This is a genomic window from Flavobacterium sp. KH_001 (assembly GCF_057840745.1).
Window position 1 is genome coordinate 3,616,073 of the sequence record NZ_CM174520.1, and the last position, 25,506, is coordinate 3,641,578.

A 25,506-nucleotide genomic window follows, 5' to 3' on the forward strand; every position below is an offset into this window, starting at 1 on the left:
TCAGTATTGAGCAACTACAAATATTAAAAAAAGTGATAAAGGTAATTGAGCTTTAATACCTAATTAACAAAAAAAAATATGAAACTGCAATTGCCAAATCAGAGAACTACTGACACAAAATATAGTGCCAGATATATTGCATCTTTTTTAATTAACATACCAGCAGAAAAAGTTGATTTGTATAAGTGGATAACGGAAATGGCTAATGAGGACTATAAGTCATTTTCCAGATCTCATATTGCTATGGGAAGCTATTTTAAGGATGATGCATTTTATGCAATTAATGTTGAGAATATTGGAAACGAAACTCTGATACAGAATTATGAAATGAAATACGGTTCTCCTAACCATATACATCTTTATTCTCCGCAAACAAAAGCTTACATACTGAGATGGTTTCCTTCCGAGGTGGGGGTGTCATGGGAAATGCAAGTAAGGCCAGCAAGTTTGAGTACTTCTATATTTAGTTGTCTTATTGGAGTAGATTTTCCAAATCAGTTTTTAAAACTGGCAGCATGGCTAAATGGTTTGGGAGGTACTTTTCTTGAAAATCACCTTAAGGAGGAAGGAGAATCTTTTTCGCGGGATATTGAATATAAATTTAAGAGTGTTTAGCTTTTAGGTTAGTAGCTATTTTTTTATGCTGTTTAATAATATAAAAACTTACTAATATGATTCTTTTCCAAAAATTCGAGTATAAGTTAATATCTGTAATCGTTTTATGCTTTCTTTTTTCTTGTAAAACGAATAGGATGGTCACCGTGATAACAAGTAAAACTGCACCTGTTTCAATAGGTCCTTATTCGCAAGCCACTAAGACAGGAAATTTTATATTTTGTTCCGGTCAGATTGGTGTGTCTCCATCAACCGGACAATTAGTGGGAGACGACATTACTTCGCAAACTACACAGGCCCTGGAAAACTTAAAGTTTGTATTAAAAGAAGCAGGCTCTGATTTTTCACATGTTTGTAAGGTTACCATTTTTATGACTGATATGAAGAATTACAGTAAAGTAAATGAAATATACTCTACCTTTTTTATTGACGTAAAACCGGCTAGATCAGCGATTCAAGTTGCGGGTCTTCCTAAAGGAGCATTAGTTGAAATAGAGTGTTTTGCGGTAACCAAATAAAATAATTGAGTTTTAGAAAAGAGTTGTTTAAATAGTTAAAAATCCACATGAACCCTTTTATTTCATTTATTGACAATTTCATTTCTTTAAAAGAAGAAGAGAAAATTTTTATTGAAAATGCTTTCAAATTCAAAATGTATGGTCCCGGAGAAATTATTTTAGAAAGCAACAAAACCTGTAAATCGATTTTATTTATTGTTTCGGGCTCAGCACGGTCTTATTTTATCAACAATGCCGGTCAGGAGTACACATGGAACTTTTTCTTCAATGACAAAACTGCTTCATTTGAAAACTTTTTTATTCTTGATTATAATAGTTTTTTGCAACAAATTCCAACACCCCTTAAATTTCAGGCGATAGACAATGTAGAAGCTATAGAATTGCAATATGATCAATTACAGAGTCTTATTAATAAATCGCCAAAAATGCAGACAGTGGTAAGAATAATGACTGAGCAAGCCTATAGTGCCATGCATAAAAGAGGGTTTTCATTATTGACTCAGTCTGCCAAAGAACGCTATCTCAAACTACTCAAAGAAGAGCCATACTTACTGAATAAATTTCAACATTACCTCATTGCTTCTTATTTAGGTATTGCGCCACAAAGCCTTAGCCGACTTCGAAAAGAGGTTGCAACCCCTTAAAAATCATTTCTTAACAAATGTGAATGCATAATGGAGCTGACATTCGCAATTTTGCACTATCAAATTTAAATGAAATGATATGGAAAAATTAGCATTAGTTACAGGGGCTTCTGGGGGTATCGGATTAGAAATTGCAAAACTCTTTGCCAAAGACAAAATCGACCTTTTACTTGTAGCAAGAAATGAAGCAAGATTGGTAAATGTCAAACAAGAATTAGAAAGAAATTTTCAGATTAAAGTACATTATGTAGCAGCAGATTTGTCTGACATAGATGGCATTGAAACTATTTATGATTATGTACAAGAAAATGCTTTGTGCATAGAATATCTTGTAAACAATGCCGGTTTTGGGGATTATGGCGCTTTTGCGGAAAGAAGTGTAGAAAAATACAGGGAGATGATCGGGTTGAATATTACTACACTGGTAGAATTAACCCATTATTTTTTAAAGAAAATGGCGATACGTGGCACCGGAAGAATATTGAATATAGCATCTACCGCTGGATTTCAACCAGATCCTTATTTTGCGGTTTATGGCGCATCAAAGGCTTTTGTGATCAATTTTACCGAAGCTCTTCATAAGGAATTAGAACATTCACGAGTAACAACTACTGTTCTTTCACCAGGCGCTACTGAAACTCAATTTATGACTAAGGCGGAAATGGGTGAATCAAAGCTTTACAAAAATGGTGTAATGACTGCAAAAAATGTGGCTTTGACAGGATACAACGCTATGCACAAAGGAAAGTTACATGTCGTGCCGGGAATAAAAAATCAACTTCTTACTTTTTTTTCAAGCCTTTTACCATCTAGTCATTTTAGGCTAAGTGTTGCAGCCAAAATATTGGAAAGAAAAAAATAAAATTTTTTTATGAACAAGATTAGTGGTTGTTATTTAAAATGAACAACGAACTTAGTGGTAAGTTGAATATTTCTAATCTTAATCCATTATGAATTTATACCTGTCAAATAGAGATAAAAGAGCATAAAAAAACTCTAAATCATTGATTTAGAGTTTTTTAAGTGACCCCGACGGGACAAATTTCAACATTTTTTTTGGATGATTTGAAGAAATTGGCTTATTATATCTAGTTGTTTGTCTTCCAGTGGCTTTTGCAATTTGGTTTAGATGTCCTGTTGGGGATTAATGTGTATTTAAATTTGTTTTTCTGATATAGTAGCTTTACATTCGTACAGTTGCCCTCTCTGTCAATACCTAATTTCTATTTTAAGATACTCTCACCTTAACCGAGAAATAAAAATAATTAAATATTTTAAAATATTTGCTTCATAATTTAGTGTAGCTTGTAAACTGGCAGCCAATTTTAAAACGGAGTAAAGGATAAACTTTAATTACTTTACAGTCACACTTGTTATACTATCAGGCCTTCCGACAATAATACGTTGTATTTCTTTTCTTGTTGCTAAATCTAATACAACAACATAATTATTAGGTGTGCAGGATACAAACATTCGATTGCTTTTCGCATCTATATAAATTCCGGCACCCTGGCCAATATTCATTTTTTGTTCCAGTTTTTGCGTTTGTCTGTTATAAAATAATAGATCACCAGTTTTGACACTTACAATACAGACTGTTTTTCCATCAGGCGTTATTTTAAGGCGATGAAGTCCTAAAACTTTTGAATCAATTTTGGCTTTTATTTCTTTTTTAATCAAATCCACAATGACAATGTAGCCGTCAGGTCTGGCGGTCCATAATTCTGTTCCATCTTTTGATATGTCAAAACCTTCACTTCCAAAACCAACATTAATTAATTCCTGGCGCCATTCCAGCCGAGTTTTTGCATTTGGAGGTAAAACACCAGTAGGAGGCATATAAGGCGGAATTTCCTTTTTTTCATAAATACTTATAGTCCCTGATTCTACATTTGTGGTATAAAAACGATTTCCATCAGGAGCAACCTGAATAAGATGAGTGAAATCCTGTCCGGTTCCAAAAACCTGATCAAATTTGCCCTCTTTAACATCATATAAAACTACGCTTTTTGAACCCTGAGCCGTAAACCATAATTTATTATTTTGATAAACCAGCCCATGAGGAATGTAAAAAGGTTTGGTATCAATAATGTTTTCAGGCTGTAATGTTTTTAAATTAATTACATGGATCTCGTGCCCATTTCCGTTCATTACAGGATTAGAAATATAAGCCAGAGAATTATCATCATTTGTTACAATTTCATGCGGATCATCGCCCGCTGGAATTTTTGCAATAGTATCCAGAGTAGTATAGTCTAAAACGAGCATTTTTTTTTCGGCTTTAGCCAAAATTAAAATATAGTTTTTGCTTTGTCCGAAAGAAGAATTTGAAAGTATAAGCGAAGCAATTACTGCAATAGTGTATGGTAGAAATTTCATTGTTGTGGCATTATATTCAAAGATAGTTTTTAAAACTTTTTGAATTAGTCGATTTTCAAATTTTCTTTTGCCGCTTTAACCAAACCATCGAGCCAGTCCTGATGCCCATTTATCATGGGATTTGGTTTAGTGTTGGCCAATTCTACTGCAGGTTTCCCTATTTGCGATTCCTGAGTTAAGATTCTGACTCTTTTACCAGTTAAATCTTCAATTAGCCACGCATGAATAACATCCAATCTAGTTTCGGAATCTCCTTCGGCCCATCCATGCCACGCTATTCTTGCAGGCTCTCCTTTTTCCGGTTTTACAAATTCAGTTATTTCTGCTTCTATAGGAAAACCAAATGTCTTAAAACGAAACCGAACAGATTGGTCAAATAATTCAGCTTCCTTATTAACGAATTCAATATCTGAGGAATTGCTGTAATACTTTGGCCAGGCAAACGGATTGCTTAAATAAGGCCAGATTTCATTTGTTGTTAAGCCGGCAACAATTACTTCATTAGAGCAATAATTATCAGTCGTTCCAGGAAGATATTTTTCCGGCCATATGATTGCATTTTGTTTCATGGTTTTTATTTTTTATCAGATGTGAAAATTTTATTTAAATGTTGCAGATACTCTATTTTGAAAGAAGCGATTAATTCTGTTGAACCATTTTTTTCGACATCATGAAAATGGAAACTCTCCAGCTGCTGCATGCCACAGAAAGCATTCATGCGATGAAACGGGAAGAGTACTCCATCATCAACGCTGCGTCCCTGAAAAAACTCTTCAGGTATTGTAAAAGATGTTTCCGGCGCATTCCACGTTGTAGTGACCATATATTTTGTATCCTGCATAAGCCCGCCTGTACCGTAATTTCGTTGTGGATTATCTGCCTTGCGTCCGTCGCTGTAATACATCCCTTTGCGATGACCTGCTGTCAGTACTTTATCAAGATATTCTTTAAGCTGAAAAGGAATATACATCCACCAGATCGGAAAATGGTAGATAACAACATCTGCCCATAAGAATTTTTCAATTTCTGCATTAGTTTCATAATTTGAACTAAGCTTCGTTACTTGAAGTTCAAAACCATTTTGACTAGTAAAAAAGTTTTTGTCCCATTCTGTTATGGTTTCATTTAATTTTCCTCCCGAATGGGCAAATTTTCTTGCTCCGTTGATCACGAATATTTTTTGCATTTTTAATACTATAAATTTTATAGTTGCAAAATTATTGATAGTTTCCTAGTTTTGCAATACCTATCGAATTAGATAGGCGGTAAAAAAAAATAAAAATGTCAAAAGAAGGAAAAGAATGTGTTGGGAATTATGTCAAAGTTGAGGGTAAGATTTATCCTTGCACAGTAAGTTTAGCGATGGATTTAATTGGAGGGAAATGGAAAGCCGTAATTCTTTACCATCTTAAAGAAGATGAAAAAAGGTTTAGCGAGTTACGAAAGGAGATCCCGATGGTTACCGAAATGACTTTAAGCCTGCAGTTAAAACAACTTGAAAAAGATGGATTAGTAAGCCGAAAAGTATATGGAGAAAAACCGCCAATCAAAGTAATTTATCAAATGACAGATTTTGGAAAAACCTTTATTCCTGCATTGGAAGCGATTACCAATTGGGGAAATCATGTTGTGACAGAAAAAGGAGAATTTGTCTCTAAAAATTAATTTCATTTTAGATAACAACTAAAATGTTTTTTTAATACATTTGCATAACTAATTATGTAATTGATTATAATATGGAATTTTTTGATAAGGTTGGTAAGGCTGCATTAGGAAGCAGGTTACGTTTAATGACATCTATGATTACAGACGAGGCATCTAATATTTACGAATTATACGGTGTAGATTTTGTACCAAAGTGGTTTCCGGTATTTTTTATACTAACAGAGAAAAGGGAAATAACAATAACAGAAATTGCTAATGAGATAAGGCATTCACAGCCTTCAGTAAGCAAGATTGTGCAGGAAATGATTGCTGCAGGTTTAGTAAATGAAAGTGATAAAACACAGGATAAACGACGAAATATAGTGGAACTGACCAAAAAAGGAAACCAAATTTCTGAATTGGTTAAGATGCAATGTAAGGATGTAGAAGCCGCAGTGGAGAATCTTATTAAAGAATCAAATCATAATTTATGGGCAGCACTTGAAGAATGGGAATTTTTATTAGAGCAAAAGTCTTTATTTAAAAGAGTAACCGATCAAAAGAAGCTGCGCGAAAGTCAGGCCGTTACCATTGTCGCATACGAAGAGAAGTATCAAAAAGCATTTAAGTCACTAAATGAAGAGTGGATTTCAACCTACTTCAAAATGGAAGAGGCTGATTATAAGGCTTTAGATAATCCGGATAGTTATATTATAAATAGAGGAGGAAAGATATTTGTTGCACTTTATGAAAATGAACCTGTTGGTGTATGCGCTCTTATAAAAATGGAAGACCATGAATATGATTTTGAATTGGCTAAGATGGCAGTTTCGCCTAAAATTCAGGGGAAAAGTATTGGATGGCTTTTGGGACAATCAATTATCAGCGCCGCTAAAGATATGGGAGTATCTAAATTGTATTTGGAAAGTAATACTATTTTAAAACCTGCAATAAACCTTTACCACAAATTAGGATTTAAAAAGGTGGTTGGACGCTTTACACCTTATGAGCGATGCAATATCCAGATGGAATTGGATTTGAAAGACAAACTAATACAATAGCCAGATGATGTCAACAGAAGTAATAAAGAATAGTCAAAAAATATATATTATTGGTAATGGTGTAATTGCAAAATCACTGGCTGTGGCACTTACTGTTAATGGAAGAGAAGTTATAATTCTTAGAGGAAGTACCGAAGATCAGTCATCCTATGATGAAAATATTGAAGTAGAAATAGCAGAGGAAGTCATAAGTGCAGTAGTTAAGATTGATTCCTTAGCCAACTATAACAGCCTTGAAGGATTAATATTACTGACTAATAAATCATTTGGGAACAAGGTTCTTGCAGAGAAGCTTAAGCTAAAGGCAGTGAATACCCCTATTGTATTTCTTCAAAATGGACTGCATATTGAAAATGATTTTATAGAAAACGGTTTCACAGAACTCTACAGATGTGTGCTTATGGCAACAAGTGAATCATTGTCAAATACTAAAGTTCGTTTTAAACTGGTAGCACCTTCGCCAATTGGAATTATTAATGGCTCTGATAATTCTCTTCAAGATATAGTTATGGCTGTAAATACGGATATGTTTTCATTTCGCGTTGAAGCCGATATACAAACTATAATCTGGAAAAAGGTAATTACAAACTGTGTTTTTAATTCAATCTGTCCTTTATTGGAAACTGATAATGGTATTTTCCATCGTAATGACCAGGTACTCCAACTTGCAAAAAATGTTATTGCAGAATGTTTGATTGTAGCAGAGGCACACGGAATTAATCTAACGATGGATGTTATATTACATAATATTCTGGTAATAAGTAAAATGTCAGATGGACAGAAGATATCCACTTATCAGGATATTTTAAATAAACGTGAAACCGAAATTGAGACCCTAAACTTAGCCGTTGCAAAAGTGGCACTGTCAAAGGGACTTCCAAAACTATCTGTGAATAGTTTGCTTGGAGAAATGGTAAAAATTAAATCTGAGTTGTCGAGAAATTTATAAAGGCATGCACATGGAAAATGATTTGTTTGAAAGAATCAATGAAAATTATACCAAAAAAATTTTTAAGATATAAAAAATGGCGTCAATTGTCTTCAATTGACGCCATTTGGCTGTTGTGACCCCCACGGGACAAATTTCAACATTTTTTTTGGATGATTTGAAGAAATTGGCTTATTATATGTAGTTATCTGTCTTCCAGTGGCTTTGGTAATTTGGTTTGGATGTCCTGTTGGGGATTGAATGAATAGTTTAGTAATTTTTCAAATTTTTCAGAAAATGTTATTGAGTCAAAACTTAAATATTTATTTCAAGATTATGTAAAATGACGGCAATTGTCTTCAAAGGGGACCATTTGGCTGTGGCGACCTCTACGGCGACAAAACCACTAAGATCTACCATAAACTCGATCTATTAATTTATTAAATATTTATATTTACAAAAAAAGTTAATTTAATTTTTTTTCACATCTAATCATAGATTCTGAAATTCTTCTATTGTTAAATTCCAAGGGCAGAATGTCTTCTGCAACTATTATAGAAATTTTTGATATAGTCAATGATTGATTTTTTTTGCTTTTTTTATAGTTGTATATTTATTTTGATAAATTAATTCTCCCTTTGGAAAATTGTTTTTCCTTACATCTGGATAGTACAAGCTCCAGATCCAAGTCGTCAATTACAATAATCGATTTTATAAATGTTTTAAATGCTTCCATTTAACAAAAAAAGTTTTTATTTTTGGCATTCAAGAAAATCCAAGTTAGGCATATAGTTAAGGTTAAAAGGTTTAGTATGGAGGTCATTTTCAATCGCTGCGCCATGTGGAATTAATTTGGCTTAATAAATGGTCGCTGTTTTTTTTAGTATCAATATCCATAAATTTTCTAACTGATCCAAAATTAATTAATACTAAATCCGTTTGACTACACATTAAGTCATTTAAGCTACATCGTATTTCGTCATTTTGGGGAATTTTGTTTTAAGAAATAAAATTGAAATGAAAACATGTTTAGTTACCGGTGGAACATCGGGAGTAGGAAAAGCAATAGCTACAGATATTGCACAAACAGGAGCAGAGGTAGTGATTGTTAGCCGAAGTGAGGTAAATGCGGCAAAAGCAGTTAAGGAAATTTCAGAAAAAACAGATAATAAAAACGTATCATTTTTAATAGCTGATTTAAGTTTAATGAAGTCTGTTTATCAGCTAAGTAAAATCTTTAAATTACAGCATAAAAATTTAAACGGCTTGGTAAATGCTGCCGGAGCCTGATATTTCAAAAAGGAGGTAACAAGCGAGGGGGTAGACAAGTCTTTTGCTGTCAATTACCTCAGCCATTTTGCTCTCACGATCAGCTTACTTGATATGCTGGAGGCGACTGATGATGCAAGGATTGTAACTGTAGGCGGTAACCCTCTTTTTTTGAAAAAGCCTAAACTTGATTTTAGCATCATGCCATTTTTTTGTGATTTGGTTTAATTTCTAAAAAGTGTTTATTTCCTACATTTTTATTAATGATTTTGGATATTTGATGCTAATTATTATTTGATATAATAGTTTTGTTTATTAAAAAATTATATTTGCCAAAATAAAAGCTGAGAAAATTAATCCCGAACAAACACATATCAAAATTGACGAAGCATACTATAAGGAACTTTTTTATTCCTTATATCCCAGACTTGTAAGCTATAGTTTTAACTATGTGAAAGATAATTTTGCAGCAGAAGAAGTAGTTGAAAACGTAATGCTTCAATTATGGGAGAATCGTTTAAAATTTGAAAAAATAAATGATATCAAATCCTATTTGTACACAATGGTAAAAAACGGATCTCTGGCCGTTTTAAAACAACAACAAAAAAATGTTAATCTTGATGAATCGATTTCTGACGATACATTAGAATTTGATTTTAATATTCTGGAAGAAGAAGTATATTCTGTTTTAATTGATGCTTTAAATTCCTTGCCTGAAAAATGCAAGGAAGTTTTTGAACTTTCTTGTTTAGAGGGAATGAAATACAAAGATATCGCAGAACAGCTTGCTATATCTGTAAATACAGTAAAGTCACAGCGTGCCCGAGCTATAGAATTATTAAAGGAAAAACTAAAGAATCATTCTGAACTTTTATTTATTTTGCTTTTTCTTTAAAATTTTTCAAAATTCTTTCCACCCATTTTTAATGTTTCGTACTCTTAGTTATATAACATTTATTTAAAGTGTTAATAACCGCTACTTAATGTCAAAAAATATGTCTTTAGGAAAGAAAGAATTTATAGTCGCTGATCTTATAAGAAAAGAGTTGCTTATAGGAGAATTGTCAATAGAAGAAAATGATTTTTTGCAGCAATGGCTTTCTGTAGTTGAAAATCAGGAATATTACCAAAAGATTATCAATTTAGAAACCTTAAAATCAAAAGAAGCTTTTTATAAAGGTGTTAATACAGATATTGCATTCCAAAGAATTAGAGAAAATATCAAACAAAATAACATTCCTGTCATTACTTTATTCAATTACAGAAAACTGCTAAAATATGCAGCGGTTTTTTTGGTCTTGCTGGGTCTTGCTACAACTTTCTATTATAGAAATTATAGCAAAAATCAAAAACAAGAAGTTGTGGTTAACAGCATTGGTCCAAAATACAATAATCCCACTTTGGTTTTGGCAGATGGAACAGTGGTTTTGCTGGAACCTAAAAAAGAAAAGATTGTATCAAAAAATGGTGTGATCTCTAATATAAATAAAGTTTTGGTTTATGATCTCAAAGATTTAAAAGACAGAACTTCAACTGGAGACAATACTTTAATAGTTCCTGTTGGTTGTATATATGCCGTAAATCTTTCAGACGGCACAAAAGTATGGTTAAACTCAAAATCAAGTTTACGATACCCGGTATCGTTTAGCGGAGACAAAAGAACAGTGATCTTAGATGGAGAAGCTTATTTTGAAGTCGCTAAAAATAAAAGCAAACCCTTTATCGTAAAATCAGGAAATCAAAATATACAAGTCCTGGGAACCCATTTCAACGTACATGCCTATAATGATGAGCCGATTATAAAAACTACCCTGCTGGAAGGAAGTATCTTAGTGACTTATAAAAACCAGAAAGCAATTTTAAAACCCGGAGAGCAATCTGATGTAGATAACAATTTGAATGCGATTGGAATCAGGGCTGTTGATACAGAAGTAGCAGTTGCTTGGAAAAACGGACGCTTTAAATTTGATAATGCCGATCTGAAAACCATAATGAAACAACTCGAACGCTGGTATGGCATTAAAGTAGAATACCGTGGAGCTGTATCTGATGTTCGATTTAATGGAGGTATTTTTATGAATAGAAATTTGTCTGAAGTATTAGAAATACTGGAGTATAATAAAATAAAATTTAAGGTTGAGGGAAATACGATTATTGTTTATCCTTAATTTAAATTTAGCCGATTATGATAATTATTAATAAAAAAACCAGAAGCAGTTGAGATGTTTCTGGTTATTAAAAAAAGTTAATAGTTATTATAAGTTGTTCACTATTGTTTAACTAAAACCAAATGTAAATGTATGAAATTTAATTTACAACAAAAAAAACCAGACCGCAGGCTGAGGAAAAAAATTAGAAGATTTAATTTTTCTCTGCACACATGGAGCTTTTGTGCGCTCTTACTATTAAGTAGTTTTTGTGTAAAAGCACAAAATATTACCATAAAGGTTAAAAATGAATCTCTTGAAAAAGTTTTAAAAGAGGTTGCAAAGCAGGCGAATTATGAATTTTTTTATAATCCGTCCGTTTTAAAAGAGGCCAACCCTGTAACAATTAATGTTAAAAACACTCCTTTGCGAGAGGTTTTAAATTTAATATTTTCTTCTCAGAAACTGAAATATTCCATAAAAAGCCAAACAATTGTGGTAAGCAGCGCTGAAACTGACAACAGAGATATCGATTTCTCCCATCAGCGCAGTATTTATGGACAGATAACTGATGAACAAGGCAATCCCTTATGGGGAGTTTCCATATTTGTTAAAGAGAAAAATCTTAAAGTGATTTCTGATGTTGCCGGCAATTATACTATTGAGGTTGGCTCGCAGCAAAATACAATAAGTTTCTCCTATGTGGGAATGATAACCCAGCAACTGAGCGTTCCCCTTGAAATGGAAAAGTTAAATATAACAATGGTTGCTGCCCAGCAAAATTTAAAGGAAATTGTGATAACGGGTTATCAGACTTTATCAAAAGAAAGAGCAACAGGATCTTTCAGTACTATGAACAGTGAAAAATTACAGGCATTCAGTTCCTTGAGTTTAGCAGACAAAATCAAAGGAAAAGTATCTGGTTTGCTTATAGATACCAGAACGCCCGACGGAACTTTTCTGTATCGTAATGATCCTACCAAAAACAGCATACGACTGCATGGTGAAAATACTTTTCAAATTGAAAGTGTCGTAGCTAAAAAGCCGCTGATTGTAGTAGATGGTTTTCCAACCAATGATGATATCAGTACTTTTAATCCTGAAGATATAGAGAATATTACTATTTTGAAAGATGCTGCCGCGGCTTCTATTTGGGGCGCACAGGCAGCAAACGGAGTAATTGTTTTACAGACTAAACGCGGAAAATCTCAGAAAGAACTTAGTATTAATTATTCCTCTACTTTTTCTGTGGCTGCAAAACCACGATTAAGTTATTTAAAATTAATGAATGCTTCGCAGTTAATTGATTTTGAACAAGATCTTATTGATGCCGGCAAAATAACAGATCATTATTATTCAGATATCAGTTTTTCAAAATCAAATAGTGCAGCAGCAGAATTGATTTTTTCTGAAAAAAGAGGACAGATTACAGCCGATCAGAGAGATGCCGGTTTAAATTTGCTGAGAAGCAGGGATGTCAACAAACAAATAAACAAGTACTTATTGACAGAAGCCGCTTCGCAGCAGCACAACTTGTCATTATCCGGAGGATCAGATATTCACAAGTTTTTTTATTCACTTTCTTATGCTCATGAGCAGCCAAATATAGATCAGGTTTCAGCCAATAGGTTTACCGTTTTGGCCAATGATGATTTTAAGTTGGGAAAACGCTTTACATTATCAACAGGAATTAATGTACGCAGATTAATTAATAAGGAAAACGGGATAGGTCTCAATGCTATTTCGAGTCCCGGACAACCAGGTCTATTGCCTTATGATCAAATTACCGATGATAAGGGGCAACGTGTGCAGCAATATTATGCACTTTATAAGGACCGCATAAATGAACTTACAGACCTTGGATACAGAACCTGGAGCTACAATGTGCTGGATGAACTTGACAATGCAGATAATACAGTCGAAGATCAAATTACCAGATTAACCTTTAATTTGAATACCAAAATAGTGGATGGTTTAACGATGGACCTTACTTATAGTAATGATAACAGTACTTCTAAATCTTCTAATTTATATAACAATAATAGTTATACGGCACGAAATCTGGGAAATATTTTTACCTCTATTGATAGTGACGGAGATTTAAAGTCAGCTTTTAAAGAAGGGATCCTAAAGGAAAATTACTCTTTTGTTAAGGCTTACAATTTAAGAGGACAGTTAAATTATACCAAAACATTCAGTGAAAAGCACAATTTGGCTTTTATAGCCGGGGCAGAGATAAAAAAAGAGCATACTTTAGCTCGTGGTAATTCTTACTATGGTTACAATGATCAGGTTTTATCTTATAGCGCTATTGATTACCTTACTCCATATATGACTGTTTACGGATATCCATCACAGTTTACTACAGGTCAAAGTATTTATGATAGTGAACTGCGTTATTATTCGTATTATAGTAATGGTTCTTATAATTTTGATGACCGATATACTGTTACCGGAAGTATTCGTATTGATGATTATAATTTCTTTGGACGTAATTCTTCTAATAATCCTAAACCAATGTGGAGTACGGGAGCCTCATGGAGAATTTCGAAAGAAAAATTTATGGAATCTGTGACATGGGTAAATCTGTTGGCTTTGCGTGCCACTTATGGATTTACAGGAAATGTTGCCAAAGGTGTTTTTCCTTATACCTCTTTTAATATTGGTTCTTATCCTGATCCTTATACCAATGAATTGGCAGCTTCAGTTTATAGTCCGGCTAATCCAAATCTTACTTGGGAGCGTTCCAGAACCATAAATTTAGGTCTTGATTTCGCTGTGCTTAAAAGCCGTTTATCAGGTAGTTTTGACGTGTACTGGAAAAACAACTCTAATCTTATTGCCAATGATTATAACATAAACCCAACAAATGGATTTTCTAATATGATAAGCAATGTAGCTTCACTTAAAGGAAAAGGAGTAGACCTTAGCTTAAACGGTGTATTTGTCAGAAATGATAATTTTCAACTCTCTATGAATGCTACGATTGCTTATAATGTAGATGAAGTAGAGGATGCGCTTTTTACCAATGATTCTTTTTCATTTTCAGGAAAACCAATTAAAGGATACCCGTTAAATTATCTTTTTGCTTATAAGTGGGCAGGACTTGACAGTGCGGGAAGATCACAAGTTTATAACAAGAATGGAGAAATTGTGAGCTACAACAACAATGATTACACGTACAATCTTGACAGGAATGACATGAAATATATGGGACAGACCACACCAAAATATTTTGGCGGTGCAACCCTTAGCAGCAGCTATAAAAATTGGGATTTCTCTATAACTACTTCTTATAAATTTGGTTATGTGTTTCGTTATAATAAACTGGAAAATTACCCGGTTTACTCAGGATTTGACGGTTATCCTCTTGAGAATACAATCGCCCAAAGATGGCGCCAGCCCGGAGATGAGAATACAACAAATGTTCCCGGACTTATCGATATCGATTACAATTCGCTGGAACATTATCAAAATGCAGACATCAATGTTCTTGACGGTTCACAAATACGTTTTGATCAGGTGCAGCTTAGTTTCAGAGTACCAAGCCAGATGCTTGGCAGATCGTTTATCAAGCAATTAAAATTCGGATTGTCGGCTCATAATCTGGGAGTGATCGTTTGGAATAAAGAAGGAATTGATCCTGATTATCAGCCGAGCCTTGCAGCTGGAGCTTTACCTCCTTCCCGCTCTTATTTATTTGCTATTAATATGAATCTTTAAAGCCAAGCCAAATGAAAAAGCTATATACAAAATTTGTAATAATATTCTCTATTTGTTTAGGGTTTGCATCCTGTACAGATTATGTGCAGGTAGATCAAAAAGGAGTTTTAATCCCTAAGTCTGCATCAGATTATCAATACTTACTTAATTCTTCGACTGTTTTTTTGCCAAGTTACGGAGCTAACGAATATGGAACAGATGATGTTGATATTTCAGGTTCTGAGCCAGGCAGTTTTTATTCACTTATTTATAGTTGGGCACCAACATTTTTTGGAGATACCCAAAACGACGGAGACTGGAATGCACTTTACAAACAAATTTACAATGCAAATATTGTTATTGAAGGATTAAAGGACCAGGCAGCCAAAGGAGATTCTCAGGTCAACAATGTTTATGGGCAGGCATTGGTTCATCGTGCATTTTGCTACTGGGTATTGGTAAATCAATATTCGAAAAATTATAATGCAGCGACCGCAGCTACAGATTTGGGAGTACCGATGAAATTGTTGCCAACAATTGATAAGGACTTAACGCGAGGCAGTGTAGAGCAGGTCTATAATTTGATTATAACCGATGTTACACAAGCCTCAGAATTACTTCCTGCAAAACAATCGAGTAACCTTTTTCCTTCGCGATGTGCAGCACATGCTTTATTAGCCCGTACTTATTTATTTATGGGCAAATATGATATGGCTTTGCAAGAGGCCAATAAAGCACTTGCAATCAAAAGTACGGTATATGATTTAAGAACTGCAAGTACTCCATTGCCACTTTGGAAAGATGATCCGCAAACAATTCTGGCAAAGCAGTCTACAGTTGCTTATTATGATGTTTTAAAAATTAGCGATGATGTATTAGGGCTTTTTACACCTGCTGATCTTCGTTATTCACTTTATTTAAGTGATGCGAGTACTGGTTATCCTTCTTTTGAGGGTAAAAAATATTCAAGGAGCAGTGACAACAGCGAACCTTATAATGTTGGTATTATAGTGCCTGAGATAATTCTGACCAAAGCTGAGTGTGAAGCCCGCTTAGAAAACAGCCCTTTAAATGCAATGGAAACATTAAATTCCCTAAGAGTGTACCGTTTTAGCGAAGCAGATTTTACTCCTGCTTCTGCTACTGATAATAATGATGCATTGACACAGATTTTAGAAGAGCGCCGACGCGAATTATTATGTGGAGGAATGAGATGGTTTGACCTCAAGAGACTCAACGAGACAACGAATACCCAAAAAACACTTACACATCAGCTTGACGGGACAACTTTCACTTTACTCCCAAAAAGTGATAATTATGTATTTCCTATTGCCAAAAGTATTATTAGATTAAATCCGGAAATTATCCAAAACCCAAGAAATTAAAAAATGAAAAAATTAGTGTTAACCGCAGTGGTATTGATCCTCTGCGGTGTTACCGCCTACCCGCAATTTAAAGGTAAAAAGAAAAATAAAGAAGAGAAAACAGTAGAAAAGACAGCGAATGATTCCGTTAAAGTAAAAAAGTACGACGAGATAATCACCAGTAAAGCCGTTACAAAAAGAGGTCTTTTTACAGTACATAAAGTTGATGAAAAATGGTTTTTTGAAATATCAGATTCTATTTTAAATAGAGAATTCCTCGCCATTACCAGAATTGTCAAAGCACCTGCAGGAGCCGGAATTTATGGTGGAGAACTGGTAAATCAGTCTTCTCTTTACTGGGAGAAAACAAAAGACAAGAAGTTATTACTGAGAAGTTCCATAATGGTCAACCATTCAGATTCTACCCAAGTCGTTTCACGAGCTACCCGAAATACTTCTGTAGATCCTATTATTGCAGCTTTTGAAATCAAAACCTACGGACTTAAAGATTCTACGCTGGTAGTTGATGCTACAGATTTTTTAAAAGGAGATAATATAATTTTTTCTATATCTCAAGCTGCAAAAGGCAGACTGAGTCTTACTGGTCTGGATGCTGAACGTTCTTATATCAATAAGATATCTTCATTTCCAATCAACACAGAGGTTAGTTCCGTAAAGACCTATATGGCCACTGCCGGCATACCAAGCGCTGGAAACAGAAGTATTCCTGCTGGTGAATTGAGTGGTTTTGTAACTTTTGAGATGAATACTTCCTTTGTTCTTCTGCCTAAAGTACCAATGAAAAGAAGATTATTTGATCCCCGAATAGGATATTTTGCCAATGAATTTTACGATTTTAAGGATGATCAGACTCAAAGTGAGCATTCTAAATTTATTCTTCGCTGGAGGCTCGAACCAAAACAGGCAGACTTAGAAAAATTTGCTAAAGGAGAACTTGTTGAGCCTAAAAAACCTATTGTAATTTATATTGATCCGGCAACTCCTAAAAAATGGAGATCTTATATTATACAAGGAATCAATGATTGGCAAAAGGCATTTGAACAGGCTGGTTTTAAAAATGCAATTGAAGGAAGAGAGTGGCCGGAAAATGACCCTAATATGAGTCTTGAAGATGCACGTTTTTCTGTATTACGTTATTATGCATCTCCGGAATCTAATGCTCAGGGACCAAATATAAATGATCCGCGTACTGGCGAAATTATTGGTACCAATATAGCGTGGCACCACAATGTGATGCAGCTTTTACACGATTGGTATATGATGCAGGCAGGAGCAGTAGATCCTGATGCTGGTAAAATGAAATTCGATGATGAGCTTATGGGACAATTGATTCGCTTTGCAAGTTCACATGAAGTTGGCCACACAATGGGGCTTCGTCATAATATGGGAGCGAGCAGTACTGTTCCTGTTGAGAATTTAAGAAATAAAAAATGGGTCGAAGCCAATGGACATACACCTTCAATTATGGATTATGCACGATTTAATTATGTAGCGCAACCGGAAGATAACATATCCAGAAAAGGTATTTTCCCCCGAATTGGTGCTTATGACAGGTGGGCTATTAAATGGGGCTATATGGGAGTACAAAATGCAGCTGATGAAAAAGAAGAAAGTAAAATCCTGAACAAAATTGTAATAGACAGCCTGGCAGCCAATAAAATGCTTTGGTACGGAACAGAAGATATTAATTATGACCCAAGATCTCAGATGGAAGATTTGTCTGATGATGTAGTAAAAGCAAATGATTATGGAATAAAGAACCTTAAGCGTATTATGTTGAAGCTTCCTGAATTTAGTTTTGAAGAAGGAGATTACTACACTAATCTTAAGCAGGAATATAACGTGCTACTAAGTCAGTATGCTACTTATATCGGTCATGTCTCTAATGTAATCGGAGGAATTTACATTACTCCTAAAAGTGTAGAACAATCCGGAGATGTTTATACCGTAATGGGACGCGAGAAAGCAAAAGCAGCAATCGATTTTTTAAACAGAAATCTTTTTCAGGAGCAGAAATGGCTCACACAGGCACCTTTTATATCTAAAGTAATTCCTAATCCTTATGATATGTCAAGCGGTATGATGAGTCAATTAATGATGAATATTGTCAGGGTGCAGACCTTTAACCGTTTAATGGAGTTTTCTAAACGATCAGATAAAGCCTATACTTTAGATGAGTATTTAACTGATCTTGAGAATTGCATTTTTACAGAATTGGCAAAACCTGATTCAGTAACAGTAACTCCTTATCGCAGGGATTTACAGCGCAACTATGTTAGTGAAATTTATAGTACGGTATATTTACCAATGAATGATGTGGGTGGAAATCCTGTAATATTTGATACCGTGCTTAAAACAGATCTGCCGTCTCTGGCAAAAAGTCATTTGACTTCCCTAAAGCTGAGAATGAGCAAAAAAGCCCTTACCGCAACAGATAAAATGACAAAGGTTCATTATCAGGATCTCGCCGAACGTATTGGTGTTATATTAAACAGAAGATAAGATGAAAAAAAATCTATTGTGCATAATATTGCTGAGCCTTGGCATTATGAATGCGGCAGGGCAGGGAATTGCTTTTGAAAAACCAGACTGGAAAGTTGTGCTTGAGAAAGCGAAGCAAGAAAATAAAAATATTTTTGTAGTGCTCTCCACCGTGTGGTGCGGTCCATGCCGAAAATTAGAAAAAGAAGTTTACCCCACTGATTCAGTGGGGAATTTCATGAACAAAAATTTTGTGAGTGTACATTTTGATGCCGAAAAGGATTTTGGGATACAAATGAAGAAAAAATTTGCTCCGGAAGCCTATCCAACTTTTTTACTTTTTAACAGCAACGGCATACTCATTGCCCGCGGATTGGGAGGTGCTACTGCTCAGGGATTTATAGACAGGATAAAAAAAATGCTTGAAAATCAATATTTGGCCAATGGTTATTCAGATAATATGTATGCAGTATATCCTGATTTTTATAATACTTATATTCTAAGCGGGAAAGCAGTAAATCAACAGGAAGTAAACACTTATTTCAAAAATCAAAAGGATTGGCTTACAGAAATTAACTGGATAATTTTGAGTCAGTTTGGTCGTGACGTTCCCGGATTTAAGCAATGGAGAGCAAGCCATGCGACTGATCTAAAGAATTTGTACGGTTTAGAAACCGATGCAGATCCAATGGAGATTCTTTTAAATAAACTTTTTACTGCTGTTGAAAATAAAGATGTAAAAGATTTTAACGAAAGCATTACCGTCATGGAAAAAATATATCAGACTAAACCTGAGCCTTTACTGGCGGACAGGATATTTTTTCAAAAATTGAATTTTTATGCTGTAACATCAAATTGGACTTCTTTTATGGATGTTGTAGCTTCAAAAAAGCCCATTACCGTTTTGCAGAAAAGTCTTGTAGTACGTTTTATAATAAAGTATCAGAAAGAAGATAAAGTTTTATTGGAAAAAGCATTGTCTTTTATAGACACCTCAAAAGAAAAAGAAGACCTGTCAGCTTGCGCCCTTATTTATAAAAAATTAGATCAGCCTTCTAAAAGTAAAGAAAAGCTAAACCTTCTGATAAAATTATTCTCTGCTGATGATGTAAAAGAACAGATAGTATCTTTAGCCCAACAGGCCGAAAATCAGAAAGATCCTGTTTTTCTAGATTTGGCACTGGAACTTTTACAGGAAGCAAACCCACCTGACGCGGACCTTATTAAAAACAGGCTTCTGGCAAACTACGAATTTACCACACAACAGTTCGTACCATTTGTTGCACATATGAATGCTTATCTAGACCTTGGAGGAACAGTATATCCACGTCAATTGCTGGATTACAGTTATGCGCTTTACAATAATAAAATGTACAAGGAAGCAAAGGAGTTTTTACTTAAAATTCCTCAGGTAGACAAAGAAGGTGAACTAGATAAGGAATCCTGGGTTAGTTTACTGGAGCAAGTCAAAATGAAACTTCAGTAATAAAATTTAAAACCTTCTGAACCGGAAAGTTTAAAAAATATATCCTGAATTTATTTAGCAATCAATTAGACTGAACCTTCAACAGCTGTTCAGTCTTAATCCTGTATTGCTTATAACGGAGATGGCTTTTCCGTATACTGTTATCTGTAATTCGGTTGAATTGAATGCTCAAAATATTTTGCTTACCCATAATTGGTTTTTCATCTATTTTATTTTTAGAAACATTGAATTAGTTAATTTGTTAATTTGAAAAACCCAAAGAGCTGTTTTGCCAACAGCTCTTTTTGGTTTTATTACTATTTCAGTTTCCGTCATTCTGTTTCTTTCAGATCGCAATCAGTGCTGTTTCTAAAAGTTTCGAACCTAATTCCCGCAGACCTATATTTAGTTGGATTTCCAGTTTCCAATTTTTTCCTGTTCATCTTTTTCAATACATCTGATAAAAGGAACTGATGTTTTTTTAACTTCTTAATAATACTGACAGATTCAATAAGGCGAATATCTTCTTCTGTTAGAGTGATTTTATTTTGAAGATAGTTGAGAAAGATGTTAAACATGTATCAAAATTACTAAATTTCAAACAATTAATAAAAGAGAATGTCCGCAATTTTACATGTGAAATTATTGATTAAATTAAATAGTAATAAATCAATTTTTTGATTCAGTCGAGTAACAATTATATTTTGAAAAAATGAGAGCAGGAAATTCAAATAATTATGAAATATTAAATCATTTAAAAATGAGATTTCATTTTCTGAAATTGAACAGTAACTAGAAAAAATAGGATATTATAAAGTCATAGTTTCTCTTCATTCTTAGTGTTCGAATCCTGTTATGTTATCGAACGATAAATCAACTATTTGTGTTATTTTTCATATAAATTCATACACTGATGCAGTTGACTCTTAATATTTTTTAGAGAAAGAAATAAAGGCAAAAAATGATTCAAAGTTATTGTATTTAGTAGAAGTAGTAAAAAAATGGCGTCAATTGTCTTCAATTGACGCCATTTGGCTGTTGTGACAGGAAAAGGACAAATTTCTATAAATTTTATGGAAGATTTAAAGAGATTGGCTTACTACATGTAGTAGCTGTCTTTCATTGGCTTTATGAATTTGGTTTGGTTGTCCTGTTGGGGATTGAATTGTAATAGATCAGTTTTTATTTACAGCAAGTTTCAGGATCAAATTTGCTAGCTTATCTGGGTATTTCTGATACAGTTCGAAAATTATTTGCAAAAGCTAATAACGTCTATGAAAGATTGATCTTATATGTTTTTTCAATTTGGGAAGAAGCGTGTGTCGGTGAAAGCTGTCCAATTTGAAATACTTTTTCAATAAATTCAATACTTTCATCCACGCAAGTATTTTCATTTTTCAAATGGCTTGCAAAGTGGTTTGTTATTTTTTGAATAATCCTGGCGCTGATTAAATCAACCTGAGCGACATCAAAATTGCTTGTTTTCTTTCTTTGAAAAGCCAATTCGCTTGCCGCAATATCATTTAGTTTAGCTTTTAACGCATGGATAGTTGGCGCATATTTTCGACCATTTATCCATGTATTGAATTCTAATTTCATGTCTTCAATAATAGCTTCTGCAGCAGGAATATGTTGTTTTCTTCGATCAAGCGTGTAATCTGTAATCTGAGACAAATAATCGAGATGTATTAAAGTTACACCTGGAATTTGCGCTACATCTGGATTTACATTTCGAGGAATCGATAAATCCAATATCAATAGCGGTTTTTCTCTGTTAAGTAGTGTTTTGTCTATAGTTGGATTTTGTGCACCTGTTGCGACTATCAGCACATCTGTCTGTTTTATTTCTTCTTGTAAATTCAGAAAATCCTTTACAATAACGTTTAGTTTTCCAGCTAATTCTATGGCCTTGTTCTTTGTTCTGTTTATAAGGGTAATATGGGTATTCTTTGTATGTTTTACTAAATTTTCGCACGTATTCCTGCCAATTTTCCCTGTTCCGAATAGTAAGATATTTTTATTTCTAATATCTTCTACATTTCTGATAATATATTGAACAGATGCAAATGAAACAGATGTGGCACCGGATGAAATTTCAGTATCTGTTTTGACTTTTTTGCTAGCCTGTATAACCGCGTTTATTAAACGATCCAGGAATGTATTGATTAAGTCCTCGCGTTTGCTATTATTAAAAGCGATTTTAATTTGACTAATGATTTCAAAATCACCTAAAATCTGACTATCCAAACCCGTTCCCACACGAAACATATGGTTGACAGCTTCCTGATTCTTGTATATGTAAGCGACTTGTTGAAATTCTTCTACGGAGCCCTCGCTGTTTTGGCAAAGTAATTTGATTAATTCATATGGATGATTGGCAAAACCATATATTTCGGTTCTGTTACAAGTAGAAGTGACAATTAATGATTCGATCCCTTCTGCCTTTGCTTGCAGCAAAACATCAGATTGTGCTTTAGTATCCAAACTAAACTTGCCTCTAATTGTTGCATCTGCTTTTTTATAACTTAAGCCTAAAGCATAAAAGGTGGTATTTTTGGACATGTTATATTTTTCCATATTATGCTTTTCTTAAAGTTCAAAAAAATATTAGTAGGTTATTGTAAAACACGATGAAACTTCCTTTAATCCTAAAGAATAATGGATTCAGACATAATTGTATATAAGTTGCCAGTAGGATTTAAATATAAAACGCTACCTGAAAAACAGGTAGCGTTTAAGAGAAATTATTTTTGAACTATTGGAGTTCTAAGTGATTCTAAGACCGCAACAATATCTGTATAAAGCTCTGTATTTGAAGCCACACCATTTGCATTTGCAGCTGCTCCTACATATCCTTCAAATTTTGTATAATCCGCAGTACTTGATTTTGTTCCCATACGAGGATTTTTCGCAGGATCATGCGCAGCTACCATATTCAAACCAGAATAGGTATTTACAGCACTCGTGCCTCCCGTGTTAAACGAAAAGAAATCGGTTAGATTGTCTGATAATTTAGCAATATTAGTTGATTGCGTAGTACCTGTTTCAGCCAGTACAGGTGCAAAATGCGCTTGTAAATTTCCTGCAGCATTCGATTGTACGTCAGCAACAATTAGTCCTATAGTTGAATTTACCACTTTACGGAAACTCAAACGCCCCTGCTCAATCATTTGGCCAGCGTTATCTGGATCTGAAACCATTTTAGTTCCGCCTAATCTCTCGTAAATAGATGCCTTTACAGGAGGAGTTACCGGGGCGTCATCATCATTACTACTGCACGAAGCCAGGGTTGCAGAAGCTGCGAGTAATACACTAAGTGTAATTTTGGAATAAATTTTCATAATAAAAATATTAAAGGTTAATTAAAAAAACGGTTTAGTTTTTGAGACAATTTGTAGCTCAAGCTATTTTGATTTACGGGACAAACTTCTTTGCCAGCCAAATTTTCTGGTAAAATATATCGCTTAGCGTCATAATGTCCTATGGCTATCAACTGGTCAAATACCTTTTGAGAGTTAGTGATTTTGTTGTTGTGGAAGTAAACAACCACATTTCGTTTAACAATTATAGAATCTGAGGTTAATCCTTTGATAGATCTCAAATCTGAACATATTTGTTTGGCTTGCACCGAATCTATGTTGGTTTTAAAATCGATTCGGCTTACCTGCAGATTTGGGCTTTCATAAACAGCAGGCTTAGCGGTAATAATGTGGAATAGAAAAATGGCAAAAAATAGTACCGTAATGATCAATCCCGTCCAAAGGCCTTTTTTTATAAATTTGTTAATTTTCATACAGCTGATTTTTAAAATGATTTTAGGTTTTCAAGATCATATACGAACCGTTTTTTAGCTTGGTTTTATTTAAATCGACAAAATAGTAGTTTAGATTTGTTTTAAATAACAATACGCTGAATTACAGGGTTTTTTAGAAAACTCTCGCCAAATTAAACCCAAAAAAAACATCTCCTTTAGTCCAGTCTCCTGTAGTTCTTCCAAGATATCCAGCTTCATCAATAGCTTGAGAACTGGTAAAATGCATTTGAAAAACGTGTCCGCCGGTTTCGAGGTCAAAACCAATGGATAATGGATTTTTATAAATAGAATTTGATGCCCTGTTTAAGTGCGCCGCATAATCCATATTCAATGACCAGCGTTTTGCAAATTTATATCTACCGCCAAAGCCAACGGCATATTGTGAATTGTTTTGTTCTGGATCCAGCACGAAATTTTCATGGAAAAATGATGGAACAATTTCCAAAGAGAGCCTTTCTGAGAATTTTCTGGAAATTAAAAGTTGAGCTACATAGGTCAGCCTGTTTATAAATTCAAGTTTAGGATATAGGCTTTCTTTTAGCGTATTGTTGATAGACAAACTATTAAACCCTGCAATAGTCACCGGAAAACCGTCTTTTATTTGCGGCAATAACATATATTTTGTTGCAAAGTCATAAGCAAATTCACTTCTGGCGGCACTTATATTAATCCCCGGGGTCAATCCGTATATAAATTTTATTTGTGTGTTGGCGTTATCCAGTCCATAGAATCCCTCAAAGCCGTCTTTTATAGAACCAAACCGGTGTGCTACAACAAAATACAAATCTCCTTTTGCCGCCAGTTTGGTCGATTCGAGATTGACAATCTTCAGGGCTTTAAATGCAGATGTCACCTTTTCTTTTGTGATTGGCGCTTCAACTCCGGATAATAGGTCGTCTTGCGAATAGGTTAGTAGTGGAAATAAAAACAATAATAGAATGAGCTTTTTCATGTGGTTAATTTTAATTGTTATTTGTTTTGGTGTACAAGGGAGGATTGATCTATTTTAAATTCTTGTAAGAGCTCATCATATCCTAAAAACCGTCCTTTAATTTTTAGCATTCTACCAATTGCAATGTCTTTGGGCAAACTGTCTTTGAAGGTTGCAAATATCTTTTCGCCAATAACGATTCCCTTACTCGAGGGTTCAACAGCTGTTACAATTGCAGTTACTTCAATTGTTTTGTCTTGGTATTTGACAGTAGCAAGGCTGTCATTGAAAGTAAACTCTTTTTCGAGTCCTTTAACCGTTACAGTATAATCTGCAGTTTCTGATTCGATATTCCTATGGCCTTTGTAACTGTAGAGGTAAATCGAAATCCCGGTTATCAGGAAGAGGGGAATAATAATAAGTATTTTTTTTCTCATGGCTGGTTTTTAGTATTTGGATTATCTACGTTAAAAAATACCTATTGGATTTAAATCATCAAATATGACTGTTGCTAAATCTGTAT

Annotated in this window: 22 protein-coding genes; 14 read left to right on the forward strand and 8 right to left on the reverse strand. The window is 34.1% G+C overall.

Going from position 1 to position 25,506, the window contains the following annotated elements:
• Nucleotides 1-78: 78 nt before the first annotated feature.
• From AC3ITQ_RS15655 to AC3ITQ_RS15670, 4 genes are all read left to right on the forward strand, one after another.
• On the forward strand, nucleotides 79-615 hold the full coding sequence (locus AC3ITQ_RS15655; protein ID WP_489235098.1) for a hypothetical protein: 537 nt from the start codon (nucleotides 79-81) through the stop codon (nucleotides 613-615).
• A 137-nt stretch (nucleotides 616-752) separates the two neighbouring features.
• The gene (locus AC3ITQ_RS15660; RefSeq protein ID WP_489235099.1) at nucleotides 753-1,133 is read left to right on the forward strand and encodes a RidA family protein; all 381 of its coding nucleotides are present in this window, start codon (nucleotides 753-755) and stop codon (nucleotides 1,131-1,133) included.
• Nucleotides 1,134-1,180: 47 nt separating this feature from the next.
• Nucleotides 1,181-1,777: a Crp/Fnr family transcriptional regulator gene (locus tag AC3ITQ_RS15665; RefSeq protein WP_489235100.1), complete on the forward strand. Its 597-nt coding sequence runs from the start codon at nucleotides 1,181-1,183 to the stop codon at nucleotides 1,775-1,777.
• Nucleotides 1,778-1,856: 79 nt separating this feature from the next.
• A complete protein-coding gene (locus AC3ITQ_RS15670; RefSeq protein ID WP_489235101.1) occupies nucleotides 1,857-2,639 on the forward strand; it encodes an SDR family NAD(P)-dependent oxidoreductase in 783 nt (260 codons plus the stop codon).
• A gap of 491 nt (nucleotides 2,640-3,130) precedes the next feature.
• Here AC3ITQ_RS15670 and AC3ITQ_RS15675 read toward each other — a convergent pair whose 3' ends face one another.
• Genes AC3ITQ_RS15675 through AC3ITQ_RS15685 form a run of 3 tightly spaced genes read right to left on the reverse strand, consistent with a single transcriptional unit; the run spans nucleotide 3,131 to nucleotide 5,342 of the window.
• A complete protein-coding gene (locus AC3ITQ_RS15675; RefSeq protein ID WP_489235102.1) occupies nucleotides 3,131-4,156 on the reverse strand; it encodes a YncE family protein in 1,026 nt (341 codons plus the stop codon).
• A gap of 44 nt (nucleotides 4,157-4,200) precedes the next feature.
• Complete coding sequence (locus tag AC3ITQ_RS15680; RefSeq protein WP_489235103.1) at nucleotides 4,201-4,725, reverse strand: SRPBCC family protein; 525 nt, start codon at nucleotides 4,723-4,725, stop codon at nucleotides 4,201-4,203.
• Nucleotides 4,726-4,730: 5 nt separating this feature from the next.
• Nucleotides 4,731-5,342 carry an NAD(P)H-dependent oxidoreductase gene (locus AC3ITQ_RS15685; RefSeq protein ID WP_489235104.1) on the reverse strand — a complete coding sequence of 204 codons (612 nt, stop codon included), beginning with the start codon at nucleotides 5,340-5,342 and terminating at the stop codon, nucleotides 4,731-4,733.
• 95 nt (nucleotides 5,343-5,437) lie between these two features.
• On the opposite strand from AC3ITQ_RS15685, the gene AC3ITQ_RS15690 reads away from it, so the two are divergent.
• The 10 genes from AC3ITQ_RS15690 to AC3ITQ_RS15735 all read left to right on the forward strand — a co-directional run bounded on the left by AC3ITQ_RS15690 (nucleotide 5,438) and on the right by AC3ITQ_RS15735 (nucleotide 20,259).
• On the forward strand, nucleotides 5,438-5,821 hold the full coding sequence (locus AC3ITQ_RS15690; protein ID WP_489235105.1) for a winged helix-turn-helix transcriptional regulator: 384 nt from the start codon (nucleotides 5,438-5,440) through the stop codon (nucleotides 5,819-5,821).
• Nucleotides 5,822-5,892: 71 nt separating this feature from the next.
• Nucleotides 5,893-6,861 (forward strand): bifunctional helix-turn-helix transcriptional regulator/GNAT family N-acetyltransferase, encoded by a 969-nt coding sequence (locus tag AC3ITQ_RS15695; protein ID WP_489235106.1) that lies wholly within the window; start codon nucleotides 5,893-5,895, stop codon nucleotides 6,859-6,861.
• A gap of 4 nt (nucleotides 6,862-6,865) precedes the next feature.
• Nucleotides 6,866-7,810 carry a ketopantoate reductase family protein gene (locus AC3ITQ_RS15700; RefSeq protein ID WP_489235107.1) on the forward strand — a complete coding sequence of 315 codons (945 nt, stop codon included), beginning with the start codon at nucleotides 6,866-6,868 and terminating at the stop codon, nucleotides 7,808-7,810.
• Between the two features lie 996 nt (nucleotides 7,811-8,806).
• Nucleotides 8,807-9,079, forward strand: a complete 273-nt coding sequence (locus AC3ITQ_RS15705) for an SDR family NAD(P)-dependent oxidoreductase (RefSeq protein WP_489235108.1) — start codon at nucleotides 8,807-8,809, stop codon at nucleotides 9,077-9,079.
• 358 nt (nucleotides 9,080-9,437) lie between these two features.
• Nucleotides 9,438-9,953, forward strand: coding sequence for an RNA polymerase sigma-70 factor (locus AC3ITQ_RS15710; protein ID WP_489238945.1), 516 nt, complete (start codon nucleotides 9,438-9,440; stop codon nucleotides 9,951-9,953).
• Nucleotides 9,954-10,053: 100 nt separating this feature from the next.
• Nucleotides 10,054-11,226 carry a FecR family protein gene (locus tag AC3ITQ_RS15715; RefSeq protein WP_489235109.1) on the forward strand — a complete coding sequence of 391 codons (1,173 nt, stop codon included), beginning with the start codon at nucleotides 10,054-10,056 and terminating at the stop codon, nucleotides 11,224-11,226.
• A 132-nt stretch (nucleotides 11,227-11,358) separates the two neighbouring features.
• Complete coding sequence (locus AC3ITQ_RS15720; protein WP_489235110.1) at nucleotides 11,359-14,928, forward strand: SusC/RagA family TonB-linked outer membrane protein; 3,570 nt, start codon at nucleotides 11,359-11,361, stop codon at nucleotides 14,926-14,928.
• 11 nt (nucleotides 14,929-14,939) lie between these two features.
• On the forward strand, nucleotides 14,940-16,292 hold the full coding sequence (locus AC3ITQ_RS15725) for a RagB/SusD family nutrient uptake outer membrane protein (RefSeq protein WP_489235111.1): 1,353 nt from the start codon (nucleotides 14,940-14,942) through the stop codon (nucleotides 16,290-16,292).
• A 3-nt stretch (nucleotides 16,293-16,295) separates the two neighbouring features.
• On the forward strand, nucleotides 16,296-18,794 hold the full coding sequence (locus AC3ITQ_RS15730) for a zinc-dependent metalloprotease (RefSeq protein ID WP_489235112.1): 2,499 nt from the start codon (nucleotides 16,296-16,298) through the stop codon (nucleotides 18,792-18,794).
• Nucleotide 18,795: 1 nt separating this feature from the next.
• A complete protein-coding gene (locus AC3ITQ_RS15735) occupies nucleotides 18,796-20,259 on the forward strand; it encodes a thioredoxin family protein (protein WP_489235113.1) in 1,464 nt (487 codons plus the stop codon).
• Between the two features lie 1,251 nt (nucleotides 20,260-21,510).
• On the opposite strand, the gene hemA is transcribed toward AC3ITQ_RS15735, so the two are convergent.
• The 5 genes from hemA to AC3ITQ_RS15760 all read right to left on the reverse strand — a co-directional run bounded on the left by hemA (nucleotide 21,511) and on the right by AC3ITQ_RS15760 (nucleotide 25,420).
• Nucleotides 21,511-22,815, reverse strand: a complete 1,305-nt coding sequence (hemA, locus tag AC3ITQ_RS15740; RefSeq protein WP_489235114.1) for a glutamyl-tRNA reductase — start codon at nucleotides 22,813-22,815, stop codon at nucleotides 21,511-21,513.
• Nucleotides 22,816-22,982: 167 nt separating this feature from the next.
• Complete coding sequence (locus AC3ITQ_RS15745) at nucleotides 22,983-23,579, reverse strand: globin family protein (protein ID WP_489235115.1); 597 nt, start codon at nucleotides 23,577-23,579, stop codon at nucleotides 22,983-22,985.
• Nucleotides 23,580-23,596: 17 nt separating this feature from the next.
• Entirely contained in the window at nucleotides 23,597-24,031 is a 435-nt protein-coding gene (locus AC3ITQ_RS15750) for a hypothetical protein (protein ID WP_489235116.1), read from the reverse strand.
• Nucleotides 24,032-24,164: 133 nt separating this feature from the next.
• Nucleotides 24,165-25,004: a DUF5777 family beta-barrel protein gene (locus tag AC3ITQ_RS15755; protein WP_489235117.1), complete on the reverse strand. Its 840-nt coding sequence runs from the start codon at nucleotides 25,002-25,004 to the stop codon at nucleotides 24,165-24,167.
• A 17-nt stretch (nucleotides 25,005-25,021) separates the two neighbouring features.
• Nucleotides 25,022-25,420 (reverse strand): OB-fold protein, encoded by a 399-nt coding sequence (locus AC3ITQ_RS15760; RefSeq protein WP_489235118.1) that lies wholly within the window; start codon nucleotides 25,418-25,420, stop codon nucleotides 25,022-25,024.
• Between the last annotated feature and the right edge of the window lie 86 nt (nucleotides 25,421-25,506).